The organism is Cellulomonas uda (assembly GCF_006538705.1).
Lineage (GTDB): Bacteria > Actinomycetota > Actinomycetes > Actinomycetales > Cellulomonadaceae > Cellulomonas > Cellulomonas uda.
In genome coordinates this window covers 14,661-39,311 of record NZ_BJLP01000038.1, presented here as the reverse complement: position 1 = coordinate 39,311, position 24,651 = coordinate 14,661, and the positions used below count along the sequence as shown (strand labels likewise).

At 75.5% G+C, this 24,651-nt stretch carries 22 protein-coding genes; 9 read left to right on the top strand and 13 right to left on the bottom strand.

Annotated features, from left to right (window positions below; translation table 11 throughout):
• Both CUD01_RS11470 and CUD01_RS11465 read left to right on the top strand, forming a co-directional pair.
• Positions 1–4,323: Lhr family ATP-dependent helicase (locus tag CUD01_RS11470; RefSeq protein ID WP_244937761.1), on the top strand; the 4,323-nt coding region annotated here is incomplete at its 5' end.
• A gap of 9 nt (positions 4,324–4,332) precedes the next feature.
• Complete coding sequence (locus tag CUD01_RS11465; RefSeq protein ID WP_141321187.1) at positions 4,333–5,100, top strand: DNA-formamidopyrimidine glycosylase family protein; 768 nt, start codon at positions 4,333–4,335, stop codon at positions 5,098–5,100.
• Positions 5,101–5,102: 2 nt separating this feature from the next.
• Here CUD01_RS11465 and CUD01_RS11460 read toward each other — a convergent pair whose 3' ends face one another.
• From CUD01_RS11460 to pgsA, 3 genes are all read right to left on the bottom strand, one after another.
• Positions 5,103–5,444, bottom strand: a complete 342-nt coding sequence (locus tag CUD01_RS11460; protein WP_094179777.1) for a helix-turn-helix domain-containing protein — start codon at positions 5,442–5,444, stop codon at positions 5,103–5,105.
• Positions 5,445–5,726: 282 nt separating this feature from the next.
• Positions 5,727–6,254 carry a CinA family protein gene (locus tag CUD01_RS11455; protein ID WP_141321185.1) on the bottom strand — a complete coding sequence of 176 codons (528 nt, stop codon included), beginning with the start codon at positions 6,252–6,254 and terminating at the stop codon, positions 5,727–5,729.
• Position 6,255: 1 nt separating this feature from the next.
• Positions 6,256–6,843, bottom strand: coding sequence for a CDP-diacylglycerol--glycerol-3-phosphate 3-phosphatidyltransferase (gene pgsA / locus CUD01_RS11450; protein WP_141321183.1), 588 nt, complete (start codon positions 6,841–6,843; stop codon positions 6,256–6,258).
• Between the two features lie 232 nt (positions 6,844–7,075).
• On the opposite strand from pgsA, the gene CUD01_RS11445 reads away from it, so the two are divergent.
• Positions 7,076–8,386 (top strand): CapA family protein, encoded by a 1,311-nt coding sequence (locus CUD01_RS11445; RefSeq protein WP_141321181.1) that lies wholly within the window; start codon positions 7,076–7,078, stop codon positions 8,384–8,386.
• Positions 8,387–8,392: 6 nt separating this feature from the next.
• Here the strand turns inward: CUD01_RS11445 and CUD01_RS11440 are convergent, their stop codons facing one another.
• Both CUD01_RS11440 and CUD01_RS11435 read right to left on the bottom strand, forming a co-directional pair.
• Positions 8,393–10,801 (bottom strand): putative bifunctional diguanylate cyclase/phosphodiesterase, encoded by a 2,409-nt coding sequence (locus tag CUD01_RS11440; protein ID WP_232514628.1) that lies wholly within the window; start codon positions 10,799–10,801, stop codon positions 8,393–8,395.
• Positions 10,798–13,476: an FtsK/SpoIIIE family DNA translocase gene (locus CUD01_RS11435; RefSeq protein WP_141321179.1), complete on the bottom strand. Its 2,679-nt coding sequence runs from the start codon at positions 13,474–13,476 to the stop codon at positions 10,798–10,800. Before CUD01_RS11435 ends, CUD01_RS11440 begins: the two co-directional genes overlap by 4 nt.
• Before the next feature lie 136 nt (positions 13,477–13,612).
• Between CUD01_RS11435 and CUD01_RS11430 the strand changes: the two genes are divergently transcribed.
• Positions 13,613–14,581, top strand: a complete 969-nt coding sequence (locus CUD01_RS11430) for a DMT family transporter (protein WP_141321177.1) — start codon at positions 13,613–13,615, stop codon at positions 14,579–14,581.
• Here the strand turns inward: CUD01_RS11430 and CUD01_RS16590 are convergent.
• Together CUD01_RS16590 and CUD01_RS11425 are read right to left on the bottom strand one after the other, a co-directional pair.
• Complete coding sequence (locus tag CUD01_RS16590) at positions 14,548–14,718, bottom strand: hypothetical protein (RefSeq protein WP_166772113.1); 171 nt, start codon at positions 14,716–14,718, stop codon at positions 14,548–14,550. The two genes, CUD01_RS11430 and CUD01_RS16590, sit on opposite strands and share 34 nt — an antisense overlap.
• 92 nt (positions 14,719–14,810) lie before the next feature.
• Entirely contained in the window at positions 14,811–15,608 is a 798-nt protein-coding gene (locus CUD01_RS11425; RefSeq protein ID WP_141321175.1) for an MBL fold metallo-hydrolase, read from the bottom strand.
• Positions 15,609–15,678: 70 nt separating this feature from the next.
• Between CUD01_RS11425 and CUD01_RS11420 the strand changes: the two genes are divergently transcribed.
• Positions 15,679–16,668, top strand: a complete 990-nt coding sequence (locus CUD01_RS11420) for a GlxA family transcriptional regulator (RefSeq protein ID WP_141321173.1) — start codon at positions 15,679–15,681, stop codon at positions 16,666–16,668.
• An 18-nt stretch (positions 16,669–16,686) separates the two neighbouring features.
• On the opposite strand, the gene CUD01_RS11415 is transcribed toward CUD01_RS11420, so the two are convergent.
• The 4 genes from CUD01_RS11415 to CUD01_RS11400 all read right to left on the bottom strand — a co-directional run bounded on the left by CUD01_RS11415 (position 16,687) and on the right by CUD01_RS11400 (position 20,787).
• A complete protein-coding gene (locus tag CUD01_RS11415; protein WP_141321171.1) occupies positions 16,687–18,372 on the bottom strand; it encodes a ribonuclease J in 1,686 nt (561 codons plus the stop codon).
• Between the two features lie 74 nt (positions 18,373–18,446).
• Positions 18,447–19,364 (bottom strand): 4-hydroxy-tetrahydrodipicolinate synthase, encoded by a 918-nt coding sequence (gene dapA / locus CUD01_RS11410; protein ID WP_141321169.1) that lies wholly within the window; start codon positions 19,362–19,364, stop codon positions 18,447–18,449.
• 80 nt (positions 19,365–19,444) lie between these two features.
• A complete protein-coding gene (locus CUD01_RS11405; RefSeq protein ID WP_141321167.1) occupies positions 19,445–19,978 on the bottom strand; it encodes a dihydrofolate reductase in 534 nt (177 codons plus the stop codon).
• Positions 19,975–20,787 (bottom strand): thymidylate synthase, encoded by an 813-nt coding sequence (locus CUD01_RS11400; protein ID WP_141321165.1) that lies wholly within the window; start codon positions 20,785–20,787, stop codon positions 19,975–19,977. The genes CUD01_RS11405 and CUD01_RS11400 overlap by 4 nt, the downstream gene beginning before the upstream one ends.
• Positions 20,788–20,868: 81 nt before the next feature.
• Between CUD01_RS11400 and CUD01_RS16740 the strand changes: the two genes are divergently transcribed.
• The 4 genes from CUD01_RS16740 (at position 20,869) to CUD01_RS11380 (ending at position 23,347) form a co-directional block, all read left to right on the top strand.
• Positions 20,869–21,690 carry an AzlC family ABC transporter permease gene (locus CUD01_RS16740; RefSeq protein WP_141321163.1) on the top strand — a complete coding sequence of 274 codons (822 nt, stop codon included), beginning with the start codon at positions 20,869–20,871 and terminating at the stop codon, positions 21,688–21,690.
• Positions 21,687–22,007, top strand: coding sequence for an AzlD domain-containing protein (locus CUD01_RS16735; protein WP_094179768.1), 321 nt, complete (start codon positions 21,687–21,689; stop codon positions 22,005–22,007). The genes CUD01_RS16740 and CUD01_RS16735 overlap by 4 nt, the downstream gene beginning before the upstream one ends.
• A 132-nt stretch (positions 22,008–22,139) precedes the next feature.
• The gene (locus tag CUD01_RS11385; protein WP_243861110.1) at positions 22,140–22,796 is read left to right on the top strand and encodes a TIGR00645 family protein; all 657 of its coding nucleotides are present in this window, start codon (positions 22,140–22,142) and stop codon (positions 22,794–22,796) included.
• A complete protein-coding gene (locus CUD01_RS11380; RefSeq protein ID WP_094179766.1) occupies positions 22,793–23,347 on the top strand; it encodes a GNAT family N-acetyltransferase in 555 nt (184 codons plus the stop codon). Before CUD01_RS11385 ends, CUD01_RS11380 begins: the two co-directional genes overlap by 4 nt.
• A gap of 27 nt (positions 23,348–23,374) precedes the next feature.
• Here CUD01_RS11380 and CUD01_RS11375 read toward each other — a convergent pair whose 3' ends face one another.
• Together CUD01_RS11375 and dapB are read right to left on the bottom strand one after the other, a co-directional pair.
• A complete protein-coding gene (locus tag CUD01_RS11375) occupies positions 23,375–23,857 on the bottom strand; it encodes a hypothetical protein (protein ID WP_208405505.1) in 483 nt (160 codons plus the stop codon).
• The gene (gene dapB / locus CUD01_RS11370) at positions 23,854–24,609 is read right to left on the bottom strand and encodes a 4-hydroxy-tetrahydrodipicolinate reductase (RefSeq protein ID WP_141321161.1); all 756 of its coding nucleotides are present in this window, start codon (positions 24,607–24,609) and stop codon (positions 23,854–23,856) included. The genes CUD01_RS11375 and dapB overlap by 4 nt, the downstream gene beginning before the upstream one ends.
• Positions 24,610–24,651: the final 42 nt, after the last annotated feature.

Sequence of the window (24,651 nt, the reverse complement as noted above, 5' to 3'; positions counted from 1 at the left end):
CCCGTCCCCGACCTGTCCGACCTGGCGTCCGCGGGCGACCCCGCGTCGCGCGCGGCGGCCGCGGGCGACCCCGCGTCGCGCGCGGCGGCCGCGGGCGACACCGGAGCGCAGGCGACACCGGCCGCCGACGCGTGGTCCCAGGCCGCGGAGGCCGACCTCGCGGGCGACGCCGACCGGCCGCAGCGCCGCGCGTCGGTGTGGCCGCACGTCGAGGAGCGGGTGGTCGACCTCGTCGCCGAGCACCGCGCCACGCTCGTGTTCACCAACTCGCGTCGCGGTGCCGAACGGCTCACCTCGCGCATGAACGAGGTGTGGGCCCAGCGCACCGGCCTCGACGTGCCCGACCCCGGCGAGCTGCACGCCGCCGCCGTCCCCGGGCAGTCGGGCACGGGCGTCGGGATCGACACCCGAGACGCCTCGACGATCCTCGCGCGCGCCCACCACGGCTCGATGAGCCGCGCGGAGCGCACGCGCACCGAGTCCGAGCTCAAGGCGGGCGTCCTGCCGGCGGTGGTCGCGACGAGCTCGCTCGAGCTCGGCATCGACATGGGCGCGGTCGACCTGGTCGTCCAGGTGGGCGCGCCGCCGTCCGTCGCGAGCGGCCTGCAACGCATCGGCCGCGCGGGGCACCAGGTCGGCGCGGTGTCCCGCGGCGTGGTGTTCCCGACGTACCGCGGCGAGCTCGTGGCGGCGGCCGTCACGGCCCAGCGCATGCGCACGGGTGAGCTCGAGCCGCTCGCGGTGCCGAGCAACCCGCTCGACGTGCTCGCGCAGCAGGTCGTCGCGATGGTCGCGGTCGACGAGTGGCCGGTCGACGAGCTCGCACGCGTGGTGCGCCGCGCCGCCCCCTTCGCCAGGCTCGGCGACGCGACGCTGCGGGCGGTGCTCGACATGCTCGCGGGCCGGTACCCGAGCGAGGAGTTCGCGGAGCTGCGCCCCCGGCTGGTCTGGGACCGGGTCCGCGACGTGCTCGTCGGGCGTCCGGGAGCGCTGCGGCTCGCGGTCACGAGCGGCGGCACGATCCCGGACCGCGGCATGTACGGCGTGTTCCTCGCGTCGCCCACGGCGGCGACGCCCGGCGTCGCGGTGGACCCCGAGATCTCCGCGGGCCGCACGCGCGGCGGCAAGCGGGTCGGCGAGCTCGACGAGGAGATGGTCTACGAGTCACGCGCGGGCGACACGTTCACGCTCGGCTCGTCGACGTGGCGCATCGAGGAGATCACCGCCGACCGCGTGCTGGTGTCCCCCGCGCCCGGGGTGCCCGGGCGCCTGCCCTTCTGGAAGGGCGACTCGCCGGGCCGGCCCGCGGAGCTGGGCCGCGCCATGGGCGCGTGGGTGCGCGAGCTCGCCGCCCTGTCCGACGAGGACGCGCGGCTGGCCGCGACGGCCGCGGGCCTCGACGCGTGGGCGGCCGACAACCTGCTCGCGTACGTGCGCGAGCAGGTGGCGGCCACCGGCGAGGTGCCGAGCGACGTCGCCGTCGTCGTCGAGCGGTTCCGCGACGAGCTCGGCGACTGGCGCGTGGTCATCCACTCGCCGTACGGCGCACGCGTGCACGCACCCTGGGCGGTCGTGCTCGGCGCGCGGCTGCGCGAGCGGTACGGCGTCGACGCGGCCGCGATGCACTCGGACGACGGGATCGTCCTGCGGCTGCCGGACACGCTGGACGCCGAGCTCGACGACCTGTGGGACGAGCGGCGCGGCGACGCGGACGGTGCGCCCGGCCTCGACCTGGCGGACCTCCTGGTCGACCCCGACGACGTGGTCGCACAGGTCCGCGCGCAGCTCGGCTCGTCGGCGATGTTCGGGGCGCGGTTCCGCGAGGCCGCAGGCCGCGCCCTCCTGCTGCCGCGCCGCCGTCCCGACCGCCGCAGCCCGCTGTGGCAGCAGCGCCAGCGCTCCGCCCAGCTGCTGTCGGTGGCCGCGCAGTACCCCGACTTCCCGATCCTGCTGGAGGCGACGCGCGAGTGCCTCCAGGACGACTTCGACACCGCGGCGCTCGCGGAGCTCATGCGCGGCGTCGCCGCGGGGCGGGTGCGCGTCGTCGAGGTCACGACGCGCGCACCCTCGCCGTTCGCGCAGTCGCTGCTCATGGGCTACACGGCGCAGTTCCTGTACGACGGCGACGCCCCGCTGGCGGAGCGCCGCGCGGCCGCGCTCACGCTCGACCCGACGCTGCTCGCCGAGCTGCTCGGGCAGTCCGGCGAGTCCCAGCTGGCGGACCTCCTCGACCCGCAGGCGGTCCTCGACACCGAGGCCGAGCTGTCGGGCCGCGCGCCGGACCGGCAGGCCACGACGCTCGAGCAGCTCGCGGACACCGTGCGCCGGCACGGTCCCCTGCCCGTCGCGGAGCTGCTCACGCGCGCCGCGCCCGAGGTCCATGACCGTGTGCCCACGTGGCTGGCCGAGCTCGCGGACGCGCGACGCCTGATCGAGGTCCGGCTCGCGGGCGTCCCGCCGCACCGCGCGCAGCAGTGGGCGGCCATCGAGGACGCGGGCCGCCTGCGCGACGCGCTCGGAGTCGCGCTGCCCGTCGGCGTGCCCGAGGCGTTCACCGAGGTGCTCCCCGACCCGGTGGGCGACCTCGTGCGCCGGTACGCGCGCACGCACGGCCCGTTCACCGCCGCCGCCCTCGCGGCGCACCACGGGTGGGGCGTCGCGGTCGCGCAGCAGGCGCTGGGGCGGCTCGAAGACGCGGGGGTGCTCGTGCGCGGGCGCCTGCGGCCCACCGAGCTGGGCGGGACGGGCGACGAGTACTGCGACGCGAACGTGCTGCGCACGCTGCGCCGACGCTCGCTCGCCGCGCTGCGCTCGCAGGTCGAGCCCGTCGACCCGCGCACGCTCGGGGTGTTCCTGCCCCGGTGGCAGTCGGTCGCACCCGTGCTCGGTGGCGGAGCCGCCGGGCTGCGCGGTGTCGACGGCGTCGCGCGGGTCGTCGAGCAGCTCGCGGGCTTCGCGGTGCCCGCCTCGGCGCTCGAGGCCCACGTGCTGCCGTCCCGCGTCGTGGACTACCGCCCGGAGATGCTGGACGAGCTCACGGCCGCGGGCGAGGTGGTCTGGGCGGGCCACGCGGCGCTGCCGGGTCATGACGGCGTGGTCTCGCTGCACCCCGCGAGCGTGGCCGACCTGACGCTGGCCGCCCTCGCGCCGCAGGAGGACCTCGCGACGACGAGCCCGCTGCACGTCGCGGTGCTCGACGCGCTGGGCGACGGTGGCGCGTGGTTCGTGGGCGCGCTCGCCGCGCGCGTGCGTGACCGCTGGGAGCACGTCGGCGCCCCGGCCGCGCCCGGGGCCGGGGCCGCGGGTGACGCGCCCGCCGAGCCGCTGCCCGTCACGGAACGTGACGTGGTGGCCGCGCTGTGGGACCTGGTCTGGGCGGGGCTCGTCACCAACGACTCGCTGTCCCCGCTGCGGGCGTGGCTCGGCTCGGGGACGACGGCGCACCGCACGCGCACGACCGCGCCACGCGGCCGCCCGCTGCGACCACGGCTGGGGCTGCGGGGTCTGGGCGGGGCGCCGGTGGTGCGGCCGCGGGCGGACGGCAGCTCCGCCGGACGCTGGTCGCTGCTCCCTGCCCGGGAGGGCGACGCGACCCTGCGCGCCCACGCGCTCGCCGCCCAGCTCCTCGACCGGCACGGGGTGCTCACACGCGCGGTCGCGCCGCTCGAGGGGATCGGCTCACGGTTCGGCGACGTGTACCGCGTCCTCGGCGCGCTCGAGCAGGGCGGCCAGGTGCGTCGCGGGTACTTCGTCGAACGGCTCGGCGGGTCGCAGTTCGCCCTGCCGGGCGCGGTCGACCAGCTGCGCGCGGACGCGTCCACCGTGCAGCTCGCGCAGGAGCGCGCCGAGGAGCGCAGCGAGGGCGGCGCGACGAGCGACCCCGCGCTGGACGCCGCGCGGTCGTCGCGGGACGCGCCCCGGCGGGGCAGCGCGCTCGTCGTCGTGCTGGCCGCGACCGACCCGGCCAACCCGTACGGAGGTGCGCTCGCGTGGCCGGACCCGGTGGGCGCCGCGGACGGTGCGGGACACCGGCCCGGGCGCAAGGCGGGGTCGCTCGTCGTGCTCGTCGACGGCGCACTGGTGCTCTACGTCGAACGCGGCGGCCGGACGGTCCTGTCGTTCGCCGAGGACGGCGAGGTGCTCGACGCAGCGGCGCGCGGCCTGGCGTCCGTGGTGCCGCGGACGGGGCGCCTGACGATCACGCGCATCGACGGTGCCGCGGTGCTCGCGGACGGTGCCGCGCACTCGGCCGTCGGCACCGCGCTCGTCGCCGCGGGGTTCTCGACCACGCCTCGTGGGCTGCGGCTGGGGTCCACCCGGTGAGGACGCGCGATGCCCGAGGGTGACGTGCTGCGACGCACCGCGACCCGGCTGGACGACGCGCTCGCGGGACGGGTGCTCGTCCGCGCCGAGCTGCGCTGGCCATCGGCCGCGGGCGTGGACCTCGTGGGGCGGACGGTGCTCGGCACGCGTCCCTACGGCAAGCACCTGTTCACACGGTTCGACGACGGCCGCACGCTGCACACGCACCTGCGGATGGACGGCATGTGGCGGGTCGCGGCGACCGGGACGCCGCGGGCGGCCGGGCGCGCCACGGAGGTCCGCGCGGTCCTCGCGACGGACCGGTGGACGGCGCTGGGCCGGCTCCTCGGGATGCTCGACGTGGTGCCGACGCGCGACGAGCGGCGGCTGATCGACCATCTGGGACCGGACGTCCTCGCGGACGAGCTGGACCTCGACGAGATCCTGCGGCGGTGGCGTGCGCAGGGCGCCACTCCCGCCGCGGAGGTCCTGCTGGACCAACGGGTTGCCGCGGGGCTGGGCACGATCTTCTGCGCGGAGTCGCTGTTCGCGCTCCGGCTGTGGCCGTGGACGCCGGCAGACCGGGTCGAGGACCCCGCCCGGCTCTACGTCGTCGCGCGGCGCCTCATGCAGCGGTCGGTGCTCTCCGGCCGGCCCGACTCGCGCGTGCACGGCCGCCTCCGGCGCCCCTGCACGCGGTGCGGGACGCCGATCGCGGTCGCGCCCGCTCGTCGGCCGCCCATGGAGCGTCCGGTGTTCTACTGCCCGCGCTGCCAGGCCCGGCCCGCGGCGGCCTGACGTCAGCCGATGGGCGCGAGCTCGGAGCGCGGACGGGCCCAGCCGCCCTCGCCCGTGCATCCCATCGACGCGGCCAGCTCCGCCGGGACGGTGTCGGGGATGAGCAGGCCCTCGGCCACCGCGACGCGGTCGCTCACCTCACGCAGCACGAGGGACATCGGGACGTCGAGCGCCGCGCAGATGCTCTGCAGCAGCTCGGACGACGCCTCCTTCTGTCCTCGCTCGACCTCGCTCAGGTACCCGAGCGAGACCCGCGCCGCCGACGAGACCTCACGAAGGGTCCTGCCCTGGCGCTGACGCGCATCCCGCAGCACGTCGCCGATCTCACGACGCAGCACGATCATCGAGGCTCCCCCTCTCGTCTCGTCCGTCACCCGAGGTCCGACCGCACGGGACACCCCGTGCGCCGCCTCTCGGCCACCCTCACGTGCCGGCAGCCTGTCGACCGACACCCTGTCACCGTACCGTGCCCCGCTGACACGCGCGGGACTACGTCGAGCCGGGGGGCGAGTGTTCATCACGCCTCCTCCAACGTCGGACCAGGTCCGCGTGTTCCCGCCGCCGAGGCGTCCCGGGCGGGCCGACGCGACGATTCACCCGGGCCGGCCGGGCGCGGCCCGGTCGGGCTACGGCAGGTCCTGCCGATCGGGGTCGTCGCCTCGCACCGCGTCGGAGACTCGGACCGCGTCGGACACCCGCACCGCGGCAGACAGGAGCGCCAGCGCCTCCTCGACGCACCGCTCGCGGACCTGCGCGCGTCCGCCCCCGAGCCGCAGCGAGCGGACCTCGCGTCGCACGGGCGTCACGACCGCGACGTGCACGGTCCCGGGCGGGTGCCCGTCCTGCGGGTCGGGCCCCGCGACGCCCGTCGTCGCGACCCCCACGTCCGCACCCAGGCGACGCCGCACGCCGTCCGCCATCTGCAGCGCGACCTCCGGGTCGACCGCACCCACGGCGTCGAGCAGGGCGGTCGGGACGCCCAGCAGGGACGCCTTGAGGTCGGTCGCGTACGCGACGACCGCGCCGCGGTGCACCTCGGACGCGCCCGGCACGTCGACGACCCGGGCGCTCAGCAGGCCGCCCGTGAGCGACTCGGCGACCGCCAACGTCCAGCCGCGCTCCCGCAGCGCGTCGAGCGCCTCGGCGGCGGGCACGTCAGATCCCCGGCGGGACGGGCGCCGCGCGGCGGATGCGCACCGCGGTGCGCACGTAGTCGAGCCCGGTCACGACCGTCACGACGAGGGCGGCGGCCAGCACGACGCCCGCGAGGACCTCGACGGCGGGCGGCATCGCGGACAACGGCAGGACGTACAGCCCGATCGCGACCGACTGCAGCACGGTCTTGAGCTTGCCGCCGCGCGAGGCGGGCAGCACCACGTAGCGCAGCAGGAAGAACCGCATGACCGTGATGCCGAGCTCACGCACGAGGATCACCACCGTGACCCACCAGGGCAGCTCTCCGAGCGCGGACAGCACGACGAGTGCCGCGCCGATGAGCAGCTTGTCGGCGATCGGGTCGAGGAGCTTGCCGAAGTCGGTGACCTGACCCGTGCGGCGCGCGTACCAGCCGTCGATCCGGTCGGTGACGGCGGCCACCGCGAACACGCCGGCCGCGAGCAGGCGGTACCCCACGCTGTCCCCGCCCTCGGCGAGCATCGCCCAGACGAACACGGGCACCAGCAGGACGCGCGCGACCGTCAGCACGTTCGCGAGGTTCCACGTCGGCTGCGGTGCGGGACTCACGCCGACAGCCTAGGTCGTCCGGCCGCCGGGCCCGGTGACCCGCGTGCGCGGCGCGGCGTGCGGCCCGCGGCGGACGAAGGCCGGGTGGACAGGGCCGGGTGGACAGGGCCGGGTGGACAGGGCCGGGTGGACGGAGGCGCGGGGGCCGACGCACGGGGCGACCGGGTGGACTCGGCGCGACGCGGCCGAGTGCTCGCCCGCGGCACCCGCCGCGGCGGCTAGGGTCCCGCGTGTGACCCGCCACGCCCGACGCCCCCGTCGCTCCTCGTCGCCCGTGGCGCTCACCGCGCTCGTGCTCGTCGTGTCCTGCGTCGCCGCCGCGGCCGCGGTGCTGCGCCCCTGGGAGGCGTCCACGTCCGCCGGGGACGGCGGGCCCGTGGTCGCCACGACGTCCGCCGCGACGCCGAGCCCCACGCCGACGCCGTCGCCCACGCCCGACGCCGACGCGGAGTTCACCATCGTCGCGACCGGGGACGTGCTCCCCCACCAACCGGTCGTCTCGTCGGCCACGAGCGGCGGGACGGTCGATTTCGGCCCGCTGCTCGCACCGCTCACGCCGTGGGTGCAGGCGGCGGACCTCGCGCTGTGCCACCTCGCGGTGCCGGTCGCCCCGGACGGCAGCAAGCCGAGCGGGTACCCGATCTTCGGTGCGCCCGTCGAGGTGGTCGCCGGGCTCGCGGCGCAGGGCTGGGACGGCTGCTCGACGGCGTCGAACCACTCGGTGGACCGCGGCTTCGCGGGCGTGAGCGCGACGCTCGACGCGCTCGACGCGGCGGGGCTCGGGCACGCGGGGACGGCGCGCACGCAGGCGGAGGCCGAGGCGCCGCAGCTGTACACGCTCGAGCGCGCCGGCCAGACCATCACGGTCGCGCACATCGCCGCGACGTACGGCACCAACGGCATGCCGGTCGACGCGGACAAGCCGTGGTCCGTCACGCGCATCGACGTGCCGACGATGGTCGCCCAGGCCCGCGACGCGCGAGCAGCCGGTGCGGACCTCGTCGTCGCGAGCGTGCACTGCTGCGTCGAGTACCAGACCGCGCCGACGGCAGAGCAGGAGGACGTCGCGCGTCGGCTCGCGGAGTCGGGCGAGATCGACCTGTACATCGGGCACCACGCGCACGTGCCGCAGCCGGTCGTGCGGCTCGACGGCGGCCCGGACGGGACCGGCATGTGGGTCGCGTACGGGCTCGGCAACTACCTGTCGAACCAGGACGGGTCGTGCTGCTCCCCGAAGACGGACTCGGGACTGCTGCTCACCGCGCACGTGCGAAGTCCCGGCGCGTTCGCGGCGGACGGCCGCGCGGCGGGACCCGTGCGGGTCACCGGGGTCGAGTGGACACCGGTGACCGTCGACCGCACGAGCGGGCACCGGGTGCACGCGCTGACCGACATCACCGGCGGGACGTCGACCCTGTCTCCCGACGAGGTCGCGGCCCGGCTCGCGCGCGTCCGGGAGGCGGCCGGCGACCAGGCCGAGGAACGCACCGAGCCGGTGACGCCCACGGGCGACGCCCCCGTCGTGGTGCGCCGGCCGGGCTGACGCGGCTCAGGCGCTCCCCGTCGGCGCCGGCGGACCGTCCGCCGCGGGGTGCGGGGTGCCCGGCTGCGCCGGGCGTGGCGGCGCGGACATGCCGGCCAGCGGCGGCGCCACCGGCGTCGGGCGGGCCGCGGCGTCCGGCCGCCGCACCACGCCGGGCAGCGGCACCGCGGTCGCGGCCTCGGGCGAGCCCGGCGCCGGCTGCGCCCCGCCGTACAACCACCCCTGCCCGTAGCGCCACCCGTTGCGGTGCAGGTACTCGGCCTGCTCGGCGTGCTCGATCCCCTCGGCGATCGTGACCATCGCGAGCTCGCGCGCGAGCGCCCCGAGCGCACGGACCACCTTGCCCGCGGTGGGGTCGTCCGGGATGCCGGAGGTGAAGGACATGTCGAGCTTCACGCCGGCGACCGGCAGGTCGCGCAGGTAGGACAGCGGCGACACGCCGGTCCCGAAGTCGTCGAGCAGGATGGGCACGCCCGCGGCGGACAGCTGCGTGAGCTCGTGGCGGATGCGCGTGCCCGACGCCACGAGCGAGGACTCGGTCAGCTCGACCACGATCCGCCCCGCCATCAGCCGGTGCCGCGAGATCTCCGCGAGCAGCGTCGTCGCGAACTCCCCGTCACCCAGCTGGTCCGCGGACACGTTGACCGACACCCACGTGGTGCGGTCGGGCGACGTCGCGACGAACTCGGCGACCTTCGTCGCGACGAGCTGACCGAGCGGCACCGCGAGCCCCGCCTCCTGCGCGAGACCCAGGAACGCCGACGGCAGCAGCAGCCCGCGGTACGGGTGCTGCCAGCGCACGAGCGCCTCGTACCCGACGACGCGGCCGTCCGCGAGGTCGACGATCGGCTGGTAGTGCACGACCAGCTCGTCGGCGTCGAGCGCGTCCGTGAGCTCGCGCAGCAGGTCGACGCTCGAGGAACGGCCCATCGAGTGGTCGTAGACCTCGGTCCGTCCGCGGCCCGCGGCCTTAGCGCGGTACAGCGCGGAGTCCGCCGCCGCGAGCAGGCCCGGCGCGCCGCCCTGCACGGTCTCCGGGTCGGCGAGCGCGATGCCGATGCTCGCCGCGACCTGCATCCGCCGCCGCGCGACACGCACCGGCTCTGCGAGGCCCGCGTGGATCGCGGCCGCCACCTCGAACACCGCCCGCGGCCCGTCGACGTCCTGCACGACGACGACGAACTCGTCGCCGCCGAGGCGCGCGACCGTCCCGCGCCGCGCGGTGGCCGCCCGCAGGACGCCCGCGACGTGCACGAGGACCTCGTCGCCGGCCGCGTGCCCGTACCGGTCGTTGATCTCCTTGAACCCGTCGAGGTCGCACGCGAGCACCGCGACCCGGTCGACCACACCCGGCTGCTCGAGCACGGACTGCAGCACCTCCTGCAGCAGCGTGCGGTTCGCGAGGCCTGTGAGCGGGTCGTGCATCGCGCGGTGCGTGAGCATCTCGGCCTGGAGCTTCGACTCGGTCGAGTCGCGGACCTGCACGACGAAGTGGTCCGGCTCGCCCGTGGGCGAGCGCACGAGCGCGGCGTCGAGGACGACCCACACGAGGTGGCCGTCCGCGCGCTGGTAGCGCTTCTCGACCGAGAACCGGTGCTGGCCACCACCGAGCAGCCGGTCGACCTCGAGGCGCTCGCTCGCGCGCGACTCGGGCGTGCCGAGCGCCTCCATCGGGTAGCCGCGCAGCGCGTCCACCGTCGTCCCCAGCAGCTCCGCGAGGGCCGCGTTGGCCTCGACGACGTGCCAGTCGAGGTCGACGAGCGCCATGCCGATCGGCGCGTTCTCCATCGCGACCCGGAACTGCGTCTCCGAGCGGGACAGCGCCGCCTCGACCTGCCGCGACCCCGTGACGTCGACGAGCGTCGTGAGCACCGCGGGCGCGTCGCCGTCGGCCGCCGCGACCAGCTGGCTCGAGACCTGCACCATGCGCGCCTGGGTGCCCGTGGGGCTCGCGACCGCCACACCGACGAGCTGGGAGTCGACCGTGTATCCCGCGCGCCCCGTGCGGTAGCCGAGCACGCCCGCGGGGTTCATCGCGAGACCCTGCTCGTTGACCAGCACGACCGCCAGGTCCGTGAGGTGCCGCCCCACGGCGGCGTCCGGCACCACGCCGAGGATCGTCGCGGCCCGGTCGGAGATGTCGAGCACCGTGCCGGACAGCGAGACGACGAGCACGCCCTCCTTGGTGACCGCCTGCAGCGCGTCGTACCGGTGCCGCAGCTCGCGCGACAGGTCGAGCAGGTCGTTGGCGCGGCGCACCTCACGGCGCTGGCGCGCGAGGAGCACGAGCACCCAGACGAGCGCGACGACCGCGATCGCTGCGATGACGAGCGACGCGAGCCCCACCGTGTCGTCCGTGCCCGCGGTCAGCGCCGCGGGCGACGGCGCCGTGGCCAGGACCCGCGTGGGCGTCACCGCCCGCCGCCGGACCAGCCCTGGCCCTCGTCCTCGAGGTCGTCGTGGTAGTCGGTCGCGACCGGGATGTCCTCGTCGCCGGGCAACGGTCCGTCGTCCGCCGGCTCCCCACGCAGCATCGCGAGCGTCCCGGGCAGGTCGTCGGGCTGCACGAGCACCTCGCGCGCCTTCGAGCCCTCGGACGGCCCGACGATCTCGCGGGACTCCAGCAGGTCCATCAGACGACCGGCCTTGGCGAAGCCCACCCGCAGCTTGCGCTGCAGCATCGACGTCGAGCCGAACTGCGACGTCACGACGAGCTCGGCGGCCTGCAGCAGCAGGTCGAGGTCGTCGCCGATGTCCTCGTCGACCTGCTTCTTCGGCGCGGCCTGCGCGACGTCCTGCCGGTAGGACGGCTTGAGCTGGGTCTTGACGTGCTCGACGACCGCGTGGATCTCGGACTCCGCGACCCACGCGCCCTGCGTGCGCATGGGCTTGGCCGCGCCCATCGGCAGGAACAGCGCGTCGCCCTGGCCGATGAGCTTCTCCGCACCCGGCTGGTCGAGCACGACGCGCGAGTCCGTGAGCGAGCTCGTCGCGAACGCGAGGCGCGAGGGGACGTTGGCCTTGATCAGACCCGTCACGACGTCGACCGACGGACGCTGCGTCGCGAGCACCAGGTGGATGCCGGCCGCGCGCGCGAGCTGCGTGATGCGCTGGATGGACGCCTCGACGTCGCGGGGCGCGACCATCATGAGGTCCGCGAGCTCGTCGACGATCACCAGCAGGTACGGGTACGTCGCGATCTTGCGCTCGGACCCCGGCAGCGGCTTGACCTTGCCCGCCCGGACCGCGGCGTTGAAGTCGTCGACGTGCTTGAACCCGAACATCGCGAGGTCGTCGTAGCGCGCCTCCATCTCCCGCACGACCCACTCGAGGGCCTCCGCGGCCTTCTTGGGGTTCGTGATGATGGGGGTGATCAGGTGCGGGATGCCCTCGTAGATCGTCAGCTCGACGCGCTTGGGGTCGACCAGCACCATGCGCACCTGGTCCGGCGTCGAGCGCATGAGGATCGACACGATCATCGAGTTCACGAACGACGACTTACCGGCACCGGTCGCGCCCGCGACCAGCAGGTGGGGCATCTTCGCGAGGTTCGCGACGACGTAGCCGCCCTCGACGTCCTTCCCGACGCCGATGATCATCGGGTGGTCGGAGCGCTTGGCGGCCGACGAGCGCAGCACGTCACCGAGCGCGACGGTCTCGCGGTCGGTGTTGGGGATCTCGATGCCGATCGCGGATTTCCCCGGGATCGGCGACAGGATCCGCACGTCGGCCGACGCGACCGCGTACGCGATGTTCTTCGACAGCGCCGTGACGCGCTCGACCTTGACCGCCGGCCCCAGCTCGACCTCGTACCGGGTCACGGTCGGGCCGCGGGTGAAGCCCGTGACCTTGGCGTCGATCTCGAACTGCTCGAGCACGCTCGTGAGCGACTCGACCACGCGGTCGTTCGCGGCCGAGCGGACCTTGTGCGGCGGTCCCTTCGCGAGCGAGTCCTCGGACGGCAGCAGGTAGACCACGTCGCCGCCGAGCATCGGCTGCTCACCGCGCGGGACGCCCGTCGTGGGGGGTGCGGCCAGCTCCGTGGGCCGGGGCGCGGCCGCCGCGGACGCGGCCGCCTCGACGAGCGTGGTGGGCTCGGTCGGCGCGTCGGGTGCGACCGCGCGCGTCTCGTCGTCGGGCCCGGCAGGGTCGACGACGGCGGCGCGGACGAACGCCTGGTCCGCCTCGTACTCGTCGAGCGCGGCCTGGGCGGCCTCGGCGGCACGGTCGGCCTTGCGGCGGCGCAGCCCGCGGCGCGCACGCGGCGGCTCGTCCGGCTCCTCGACCGCCGTGTGACCGGCGTTGATGACGAGCGGGGCGTCGTCGTCCTGGGTCGCGGCGTCGTCGTGCTGACCGGTGAGGCGGCGGTAGAGCGCGCGCAGGCGCGGCACGACCTGGTGGACCGGCGTCGCCGTGACGACGAGCAGCCCGAAGAACGTGAGCAGCAGCAGCAGGACCACGGTCACCGGGACCGTCACGAGCGTCACCAGCGGCGTGCCGACGATCAGGCCGACCATCCCGCCCGCGCCGCGCACCGCCTCCATGTCGTCCGTGCTCGGACGGTCCTGGAACACGTGCACCAGGCCGCACACGGCGAGCAGGATCGCCGCGAGGCCGATGCCGATGCGGCCGTTCGCCTGCACGCGGTCCGGGTGCCGCATGAGCCGGACCGACGTGGCGAGCAGCAGGATCGGCACGACGACGCCGACGACCCCGAACGTGCCGGCGACGACGTTGTGCACCACACCGCCCGCGGTGCCGGACATCGACCACCACTCGCGGGCCGCCACGACGACCGCGAGCCCCAGCAGCGTGAACGCGAGGCCGTCGCGCCGGTGCGCGGGGTCGAGGTCGCGTGCGTCGCGCCCGACGCGGCGGGCCGCGCCGCCGACGAGGTGCGCGGAGCCCATCCACATTCCCTTGACGATCCGCACGGGCAGGGCGGGACGCGGGGGGCGGGAGGGCGCGGAGGCACGCGCCGACGGCCGTGCGCCCGACTGCTTGGAACGTGCGCCCGAGCCCGACGGCGTGCCGGCGGACCGTGCGGCGGGCGCGCCGGAGCGCGACCGTGGGGTCGTACGGGTCGCCATGGTCCTCACGGTAGCCGGACGCGCCCCGTCGACGGGGATGGCGCGGTGCCGTGTCGCCCGCGGACGTGTCGGACCCGACCCCTACCGTGTCCCCCGTGCGAACCGAGACCTGCGCGCGACGCCCGAGGAGACGCCCGTGACGCGGCGCGGCTGGGCCCTGCTGCTCACGATGGGCGTCGTGTGGGGCGTGCCGTACCTGCTCATCAAGGTCGCCGTCGAGCAGGTCACGCCGGCGAGCGTCGTGCTCGCCCGCACCGGCCTGGGCGCGCTGCTCCTGCTGGCCTTCGTGCCCCGCGCCGGCGGGTTCCGGACGCTGCGGGGGCACTGGCGGCCGGTCGTCGCGTTCGCGGCCCTGGAGATCGTCGCGCCGTGGATCCTGCTGTCGAACGCCGAGCGCACGCTCACCAGCTCGACCACCGGGCTGCTCGTCGCGACCGTCCCGATCGCGGCCGTCGTCATCGGCCGGTTCGTGGACGGGCAGGCGGTCGCGCTCGTGCGGTGGGCAGGCCTCGTCGTGGCGCTCGGCGGCGTCGCGCTGCTCCTCGGTCCGGGCGCGGCCGGGGGCGACGCGTGGGCCGTGGCCCAGGTGCTCCTGGCCGCGCTCGGCTACGCGGTCGCCCCGATCGTGGCCGACCGGCGTCTGCGTGACGTGCCGCCGATCCCGCTGACGACCGCGTGCCTCGGGCTGACGGCGCTCGTGTACCTGCCGGTCGTGCTGCTCGAGGCACCGCACCCGGCGCCCGACGCCGCCGGGGTCCTCGCGCTCGCCGCGCTCGGGGCCGTGTGCACCGCGCTCGCGTTCGTCCTGTTCTTCCGGCTCATCGCGGAGGTCGGCGCGGCCCGCTCGACGCTCGTCGCCTACCTCAACCCGGTCGTCGCGGTCGCGCTCGGCGCGCTCGTGCTCGACGAGCCGATCACCCTCGCGGTGGTCGCGGCGACCGCCCTCATCCTCGTCGGCTCGGCCGCCGCGTCACGTCGCAGCGGAGCCGTTCCCGAGCCCGCGGGCCTGGCACGCGCCGCGGACGCGCTGTCGGACGTCGACGACGAGCCCACGCCCGACGGCACCGCGGGTCAGTCGAAGTCCCAGATCGAGTTCCGGTCGTAGAACGTCAGCACGTACCGGCAGCGGGTGCACACGAGCAGCGTCTTGACGTGCGTCGTGAACCCCCACCGTCCGTCGGTGCGCTCCTGCTGCTGCTCGTAGTCGGTGTTCTGGCACAACGGGCACGGGGGAAGGTTCATGGCACGCGACGCTAGCGGTCCGTGCGCCCCGGCGGGGCCGGTTCGCGTCGCGAGCGAGACCCGGCCGTCCGCGTAGGTCAGACGGGCGTCGGTCAGACGGGCGTCGGGACGCCTCGCTCCAGGAGGACGAGCCGGTCGCGGCGACCGCCCGCCTCGAACCTCGCGACGAGCGCGTCGAGCGGATCGACGAAGTGCGCCCAGTCGGTGTGGTGCACCGGGACGACCCGTGCGGCGGGCAGCAGGTCCGCGGCCGCGCTCGCGCGGCGCGCGTCGAGCGTGAGCGGCTCGTCGCCGAACCGGCCGACGTTCGCGCCCCCGACGAACAGCACCGCGATCCGGGTCAGCGGGAACCGGCGCGCCACCTGGTCGACCACGTCGAGCGACGCGTTGTCGCCGGACACGTACACCGTGGGCCACCCGGCGGCCTCGAGCACGAACCCGACGACCGGCCCGCTCAGCTCCTCGCTGCCCTCCGGCCCGTGCCGCGCGGGCACCGCGGTGACACGCACCCCGCTGCCGAGCTCGACGTGCTCCCACGGCGCGAGCCCACGCACGCCCTCGACCCGGCCCGCAGCGGCCGTGGTCGACAGAACCGTCGGCACGTCGGCCAGCAGGGCACGTCCCGTGACGTCCAGGTTGTCGGCGTGCTGGTCGTGGGACAGCAGGACGACGTCGACGGGCCCGAGCGCCGACGGCTCGACCGCCGGGCCGGCGAGCTTGTGCAACATGACGGCACCGGCGTACTGCGCGGGCGCGGGGTCGAACGTGGGGTCGGTGAGCAGGGTCGTGCCGGCGTACCGCAGACGCAGCGTGGGTCCGCCGACCCAGGTGGCCTCGACGGGCGGTGCCACAGGGCTCTGGTCGGTCGTGGTGTCCGGGTGCGTGGTCATGCGTCCACCCTCGTCCGCCGGCAGCGGCGCGACGAGTGGCCTGGATGCCATGGATCACTAGGATCGGGCCATGCCTGTGACCGAGTCGCACCGGGTCGCGGTGCTCGCGTTCCCCGGGATGAGCCCGTTCCACCTCGCGGTCCCCAGCGCGGTGTTCGCGTCCGGCGGCGGCACCGCCCCCGACACCGGGTACGAGGTCCTCGTCTGCGCCGAGCACCCCGGGCGGCTCCCGACGAGCGCGGGCTACGACGTGGTCGTCGACCACGGGCTCGAGCTGTTCGCCGACGCGCGCACGGTGGTCCTGCCGAGCTGGGACCCCGCGCGGGAGCCCAGCGCCGCGCTCGTCTCGGCGGTCCGCTCGGCGCACGCCAGGGGCGCGCGGGTCGTCGGGCTGTGTCTCGGCGCGTACGTCGTGGCCGCGAGCGGGGTCGCCGACGGCCGCACCGTCGCGACGCACTGGCACGCCGCGCCCGACCTGGCCCGCCGCTACCCCGCCGTGTCGGTCCGCTCCGACATCCCGTGGAGCGACCTCGGCGACGTCGTCACGTCGGCGGGGGTCGCGGCCGCGCTCGACACGTGTCTGCACGTGGTGCGCACGGACCGTGGGGTCGAGCTCGCCGACGCCGTCGCGCGCGCACTCGTGCTCGGGCCGCACCGAGACGGCACCCAGACGCAGTTCATCCCCGCACCCGTGGCCCGCCGGCCCGGCGAGGACCCCGTCGACCGCGCGATCGACTGGGCGCTCGCCCGGCTCGACGAGCCGCTCGACCTCGACACGTGGGCGCGTCACGTCCACGTCGCGCGACGCACCTTCACGCGTCGGTTCCGCGAGCGGACGGGCGTGAGCCCCGGGCACTGGCTCGTGCAGCAGCGCCTCGCCCGCGCCCGGGTGCTGCTCGAGACCACGGACCTCACGGTCGACGAGGTCGCGCGCCGCGCGGGCTTCGGCTCCGCGGCGACCCTGCGCCTGCACTTCACCGAGCACCTGCGCACGACACCTCGGCGGCACCGTGAGACGTTCCGCCGCACGGTGCCGCCGAGCAGTGCCGCCGAGCAGTGACGCCGAGCAGTGACGGCGCTACGCCTCCACGACCACCGGGATGATCATCGGGCGGCGACGCAGGCGACCCGAGACCCACCGACCCACGACCCGCCGCATGATCTGCTGCAGCTGGTGCGTGTCGGTCGCGCCCTGCGCGATCGCGTCCTCGAGCGTGCGCGTCAGCTCCGGGAGGATGTCCTCGAACACGTCGTCCTGCTCGGCGAACCCGCGCGCGTGGATCTGCGGGCCCGCGAGCACCTTGCCGTCGGCGGACGACACGACCGCGAAGATCGAGATGAACCCCTCGTCACCGAGGATCCGGCGGTCCTTGAGCTCGGCCTCGGTGATGCCGCCCACGCTCGAGCCGTCGACGTACACGTAGCCGCACGGCACCGCGCCGACGACGGACGCGCGGCCGTCGACGAGGTCGACGACGACGCCGTCCTCGGCGAGCACCACGCGGTCGGCGGGCACGCCGGTCTGGACCGCGAGCGCGCCGTTCGCGACGAGGTGGCGCACCTCGCCGTGCACGGGCATGACGTTGCGCGGGCGCAGGATGTTGTAGCAGTAGAGCAGCTCGCCCGCGGACGCGTGGCCCGAGACGTGCACCTTCGCGTTGCCGGAGTGCACGACGCGCGCGCCGAGGCGCGTGAGACCGTTGATCACGCGGAACACCGCGTTCTCGTTCCCGGGGATGAGCGACGACGCGAGGATCACGGTGTCCCCCGCGCCGACCGACACCTTGTGGTCGTTGTTCGCCATGCGCGACAGCGCGGCCATCGGCTCGCCCTGCGAGCCGGTGCACATGAGCACCACCTCGTCGTCCGGGAGGTCGTCGACCGCCTTGAGGTCGACGAGCACGCCGGCGGGCACCTTGAGGTAGCCGAGGTCGGCGGCGATCGCCATGTTGCGGACCATCGAGCGGCCGACGAGCGCCACGCGGCGGCCGTGCGCGGCGGCGGCGTCGAGCACCTGCTGGACGCGGTGCACGTGCGAGGCGAACGACGCGACGATGATGCGCTTGCTCGACTCCGCGAAGACCCCGTCGAGCACGGGACCGATGCCCCGCTCGGGTGCCACGAACCCCGGGACCTCGGCGTTCGTGGAGTCGACCATGAACAGGTCGACGCCCTTCTCGCCCAGGCGTGCGAAGGCACGCAGGTCGGTGATGCGCCCGTCGAGCGGGAGCTGGTCCATCTTGAAGTCGCCGGTGTGCAGCACGGTGCCCGCGGGGGTCGTGACCGCGACCGCGAGCGCGTCCGGGATCGAGTGGTTGACCGCGACGAACTCGCACTCGAACACGCCGAGATGCTCGACCTGACCCTCGCGCACCGCGAGCGTCACCGGCGTGATCCGGTGCTCCTTGAGCTTCGCCTCGACGAACGCGAGCGTGAGCTGCGAGCCGACGAGCGGGATGTCCGAGCGCAGGCGCAGCAGGTAGGGCACGGCGCCGATGTGGTCCTCGTGCCCGTGCGTGAGCACGATCGCCTCGATGTCGTCGAGCCGGTCACGGATGTAGTCGAAGTCCGGGAGGATCAGGTCGACGCCGGGCTGGTGGTCCTCGGGGAACAGCACGCCGCAGTCGACGACGAGCAGGCGCCCGCCGAACTCCAGCACGGCCATGTTCCGGCCGACCTCGCCCAGTCCGCCGAGCGCGACGACGCGCAGTCCTCCCTCCGGGAGCGGGGGCGGCGGGGTCAGCTCGGGGTGGGGGTGGCTCAAGTCTTCTCCTGCGACGGGCGGGGCGGCCGGTGGCGCGCTCCCGCGAGGGTGGCCCGGCGCTGCGGGCCCGGTGGTCAGGTGAGGGCCGCGTCGAGCAGCCCGGCGGCGCGCAGCGCGTCGCGGATGCCGTCGACCTCGTCGTCGGTCGCGGGCACGTACGGCAGGCGCACGGTGCGACGCGGGATGAGGCCGAGGACCTCGAGCGCCGCCTTGACGTGCACGGCCTGGAAGCCGGCACCGTTCACGGCGTCGGTGACAGGGAGCGTCGCGGCGTAGGCCCGCTGCGCGGCCGGGACGTCGCCCCGGTCCCACGCGTCGAGCAGCTCGCGGAACATCGCGCTCGCCGCCTGGGTGACGACGCCGACGACGCCGACGGCCCCCACGGCGAGGAACTGCGCGACGAGGCCGTCGTCGCCCGAGTACCAGGCCAGCCCGGTGCGCGCGATGCCGCGTGCGGCGTTCACGGTGTCGCCGGTCGCGTCCTTGAACGCGACCACACGCTCGTCGGCCGCGAGCGTGTCGATCGTGGCGTCCGCGAGGCGCACGCCGGCGCGGCCCGGGACGTCGTACAGCATCGCGGGCAGGTCGCCCGCGTCGAGCACTGCGCGCACGTGCGCGACCACGCCCGGCTGCGACGGGCGCGAGTAGTAGGGGCTCACGACGAGCAGGCCGTGCGCGCCGGCCTCGGCGGCCTGCTCGGCCATCCGCGCGGCGTGCAGCGTGTCGTTGGACCCCGCGCCGGCGACGACGTACGCACGGTCGCCGACCGCCTCGACGACCGCGGCGATGAGCTCGGCCTTCTCGGGTGCGTGCGTCGTCGGCGCCTCGCCCGTCGTGCCGTTGAGCACGAGACCGTCGTGCCCGGCGTCGACGAGCCGGCGCGCGAGCTGCACCGCGGCCGCGAGGTCCACCTCGCCCTGCGGGGTGAAGGGTGTCACCATCGCGGAGAGCAGCGACCCGAACGGGCGCGAGCTCGACGTCACCTGCGGCATGGCGCCCACCGTACCGCGCACGGACGGACCCGACCGCGCCCGATCCACGCTCCGAGCGGCGTGCGCCGCGCCGGTGCGCGTCAGCCGGACGTGCGGACGTACGTCTCGAACCGGTAGCGGGCGCCCGTCGACGACGTCGACCAGCCCTCGGCGGGCTCCGCGCGCTCCCGACGCCACCGCTCCGGCGCGAGCCGCGGCGCATGCGTGTCGCCCGCCACGGTGACGTCCACCACGGTGACCTCGGCGCGGTGCGCGTAAGGCAGGGCGAGCGCGTAGACCGCTCCCCCGCCGACGACCCACACCTGCTCGCCGCCGGGAGCGTCGGCGGCGAGCGCGAGCGCGGTCGCCAGGTCGTGCACGACGAGCGCGCCCTCGAGCTCGAGCCCGGCCTGCCGGGTGAGCACGAGGTTCGTCCGGCCCGGCAGGGGCCGCCAGCGCGCCGGGAGCGAGTCCCAGGTCGCGCGGCCCATCACGACCGGGTGCCCGTCCGTGAGCGCCTTGAACCGCGCGAGGTCCTCGGGCACGTGCCACGGGAGCGCGCCGTCGGCACCGATGACCCCGCCCGCCGACTGCGCCCACACGAGCGCGACGTGCGGCTCGCTCGTCGTGCTCATACGGCGATCGGCGCCTTGATCGTCGGGTGGTGCTGGTACCCGACCACCTCGACGTCCTCGTACGCGTAGTCGAAGATCGACGCCGCCTTGCGCAGGCGCAGCGTCGGCGAGGGGTACGGCTCGCGCGTGAGCTGCTCACGGACCTGCTCGACGTGGTTGTCGTAGACGTGGCAGTCGCCGCCGGTCCAGACGAGGTCGCCGACCTCGAGGTCGACCTGCTGCGCGACCATGTGCGTGAGCAGCGCGTAGGACGCGATGTTGAACGGCACCCCGAGGAACAGGTCGGCGGACCGCTGGTAGAGCTGGCAGGACAGCCGCCCGTCCGCGACGTAGAACTGGAACAGCGCGTGGCACGGCATGAGCGCCATGCGCCCCAGCTCGGCGACGTTCCACGCCGAGACGACGTGCCGGCGCGAGTCCGGGTCGGCCCGCAGGTTCTCGACGAGCTGCGCGACCTGGTCCACGTGCCCGCCGTCGGGGGTGGGCCACGAGCGCCACTGCACGCCGTACACCGGCCCGAGCTCGCCGTCCGCGTCCGCCCACTCGTCCCAGATCTTCACGCCCCGCTCCTGCAGCCAGCGGACGTTGGAGTCGCCGCGCAGGAACCACAACAGCTCGAGCACGACCGAGCGCAGGTGCACGCGCTTGGTCGTGACGAGCGGGAAGCCGGCCGACAGGTCGAAGCGCATCTGGTGCCCGAACACCGAGCGCGTGCCCGTCCCCGTGCGGTCCGACTTCGGCGTGCCGGTCTCGAGGACCAGCCGCAGCAGGTCCTCGTACGGGGTGGGGATCGCGGACGGCTGCGTCATGCGCGTCATCGTACGTTCGGCGCGGGACGTGCGGCCGCAGCGTCCGGCCGTGCCGCGCGGCGCGTGTGCGACCCTGTGCGCGTGACGGACGGCGGTCGGGACGAGGTGCGCGCGGCCGTCCGCCAGGCGCTCTCCGTGTCGCTCGCGACCGGTCTGTACGGGGTCTCGTTCGGGGCGCTGTCCGTGGCCGCGGGGCTGGACCTCGCGCAGACCATGGCGCTGTCGCTGCTCATGTTCACGGGCGGGTCGCAGTTCGCGTTCATCGGCGTCGTCGCGTCCGGCGGGACCGCCACGGCCGCCGTGGCCACCGCGGGCCTCCTGGGTGTGCGCAACGGCCTGTACGGCCCGCAGGTCGCTCCCCTGCTGGGGGTCCGCGGCTGGCGCCGCCTGCTGGCCGCGCACCTGACGATCGACGAGTCGACCGCGGTGAGCACCGCGCACCCACCGGGCCGGGCGGCTCGCGCCGGGTTCTGGTGGACGGGCGTCGGCGTCTTCGCGCTGTGGAACCTGTTCACGCTCGGCGGTGCCCTGCTCGGCGACGCGCTCGGCGACCCGCGCCGGTACGGCTTGGACGCCGCCGCCGCGGCCGCGTTCCTCGCCCTCGTCTGGCCGCGGTTCTCGGGGCCGCACGCGCGGCTCGCGCGGCTGGTCGCCGCCGCGTCCGTCGTCGCGGCGCTCGCGACGACGCCCGTGCTGCCGGCGGGCGTCCCCGTGCTGCTGGCGGCCGCGATCGCGATCCTCGTCGGGATGCTCGCACCGGCACCGGCACCAGCACCAGCACCGGCACCGGCACCAGAACCGGCACCAGAACCAGAACCGGCACCGGCACCCGACCGGCCGCCCGCCTCCGGTCCGCCGGGGCACCCGCCCGCGGGCGGCACCGCCGAGGGAGGTCACCCGTGAGCCCCACCGCCACCTGGGTCGCGGTGCTGGTCGGCGCCGCGGTCGTGCTCGCGATCAAGCTCGTCGGGCACCTCGTGCCCGAGCACTGGCTCGCCGAGCCGCGCGTCGCGCGCACCGCGTCGCTCGTGACCGTCGCGCTGCTCTCCGCGCTCGTCGCGGTGCAGGCCGTCGCGCAGGGGCAGGCGCTCGTCGCGGACGCGCGCCTGCCCGCGCTCGCGGTCGCGGCGGTGGCCCTCGCGCTGCGCGCGCCGTTCGTCGTCGTGGTCGTGCTCGCCGCCGCGACCGCAGCGGGGCTGCGCGCCCTCGGCATGGCCTGACGGCCGCCGCCAGCCCACCACCGGGCCACCGCCGGGCCCTGAGCGCGGCCCGGCACCGGACTCGCACCTCGTGCGTTGTACCCTCGCCCGACGACGAGGCCGCGCGTGCGGCCCCCGCCCACCGGAGGACCGATGGCCCAGGCCCCCACCACCATGCCGACGAACCCGTCCGGCGCCGAGACCGTGCAGCGCTCCGCGGTCGGCACGCTGATCTTCGCCTCACGCTGGCTGCAGCTGCCGCTGTACCTCGGCCTGATCGTCGCGCAGGCGTTCTACGTGTGGCAGTTCATGAAGGAGCTGTGGCACCTCGGCGTCGGGCTGTTCACGGGCCAGGTCGAGCACGTGGACGCCGACGGGCACGCGCACGTCGAGGCGTTCACCAGCGGCGACATGATCATCGCGGTCCTCGGGCTCGTCGACGTCGTGATGATCGCGAACCTGCTGATCATGGTGATCATCGGGGGCTACGAGACCTTCGTCTCGCGCATCCGCCTCGACGACCACCCCGACCAGCCCGAGTGGCTCTCGCACGTCAACGCGAACGTGCTGAAGACCAAGCTGGCGATGTCGATCATCGGCATCTCGTCGATCCACCTCCTCGCGAGCTTCATCGAGGCCGAGTCGACCATCGAGAAGACCGGCTGGCAGCCGCTGCTCTGGCAGACCGTGATCCACCTGGCCTTCATCGTCTCGGCCATGGCGCTCGCGTGGATCGACCGCGTCTCCACCAAGCACCCGCCGAAGCCGGTGGCCTCGTCGCCCGTCGTCGCGCACGCGGACGCGTCGTGACGCTCTTCCGCGAGACCTCGGACGTCTCGGTGCGGCCCGCCGTGCCGGGCGACGAGGCCGCGATCGTCGACATCCAGGTCGAGGCGTGGCGCGGCGCCCACGGTGACCTGCTCGCCGGTGCGCTCGACGTGCTCGACCTCGACGCGATGCGTGCGCAGTGGGCGGCGGCGGTCACCGCGCCGCCGAGCGGGCACCGCGTGCTCGTGGCGTGCGCGGGTGCCGCGGTCGTCGGCTTCGCGTCGGTCGCGCCCGTCCCCGCCACGCGGGGCGGCGACGCCCCCGGCGGCCTGCTCCTGGCGCTCGAGGTGGCCCCGCCGCACCAGCGCGCGGGGCACGGCTCGCGGCTGCTGGCGGCGGCGGTCGACCTGCTGCGCGAGGACGGCGCGGACCAGCTCCAGACGTGGGTGCTCGACGGCGACACCGCGCGGGCGCAGTTCCTGTCCGGCGCCGGCCTGGGCCCCGACGACACCGTGCGCGAGCTCGCGTCGGACACTCTGCCGGACGGCACGGCCCGCACCGTGCGCGAGCACCGGTGGTGGGCGACGATCTGACGCCCGCGACCGGTGCCGACGCGGTCGTCAGGGGGCGGTGCGGCCGCGGAACAGCGCGCGGGCCCGCGCGAGCGACTCCCGCGCGCGGCGGCGGTCCCCCGCGGCGTCGTACGCGAACGCCAGGTGGTACCACGAACGCCAGTCGTCGGGCGCGGCCTCGCACCGCTCGCGGACCGCGTCGAACGCCGCGCGCGCGGCCGCACGGTCGACCCGCCCGCCGGGCGAGCGCGGCAGGTCGTCGACGGGCAGCTCGTCCGCGTCCGCGAGCCGGTCCGCCATGCGCTGCACGTCGATCGCGAGGCTCCACTCGCGCGCGACGAACCAGACGGCGAGCACCGGCAGCACCCACAGCGCGACACCGAGGACCACGGCCACGGGCTCGCCCGTGCGGACGAGCGACGTGGCGCGCGACGCGACGAGCAGCACGTACAGCGCGAGCAGCGCCGTGAGCGCGACCGCTCCCGCGAGAGCGACGACCGCGGACCGGCGGCGAGGGGCGGCCACGCTCAGTCCAGGTCGAGGAGGTGCTCGAGACCGACCGTCAGGCCGGGGCGCGAGGCCACCTGACGCACCCCCAGCAGGACGCCGGGCATGAAGCTCACGCGGTCGAACGAGTCGTGCCGGATCGTCAGCTGCTCGCCCGGGTTGCCGAGCAGCACCTCCTCGTGCGCGGTCAGCCCGCGCAGCCGCACCGCGTGGACGTGCACGTCGTCGACGACGGCGCCGCGCGCACCGTCGAGCGACTGCTCCGTCGCGTCGGGGCTCGCGGCCACCCCGGCCGCACGGCGCGCGCGCGCGATCGCGTGCGCGGTGTGCAGGGCGGTGCCCGAGGGTGCGTCGACCTTGTCGGGGTGGTGCAGCTCGACGACCTCGACGGACTCGAACCAGCGCGCGGCCCGCGCCGCGAACGCCATGGTCAGCACCGCGCCGAGCGCGAAGTTCGGGGCGATCAGCACGCCCACGCCCGGGCGGTCCGCGAGGTGGTCGCGCACCCGCGCGAGCGACGCGTCGTCCCAGCCCGTGGCACCGACGACCGCGTGCACGCCGGCGTCGACGAGCGCGTGGACGTTCTGCTCGGTCACCGACGGCACCGTGAAGTCCACCGCGACCTGCGCGCCCGCGGCCGTGACCCGCGCGAGGTCGTCGCCCGCGTCGAGTGCCGCGACGAGCTCCAGGTCGGGTGCGGCCTCGACCGCGCGTACCGTCGTCGACCCCATGCGTCCCGCCGCACCCAGCACGGCGACCCTGATCCGTTCGCTCACGGTCAGCCACCCTATCCGTCGCGTGCCGCGGCCCCCGACGCG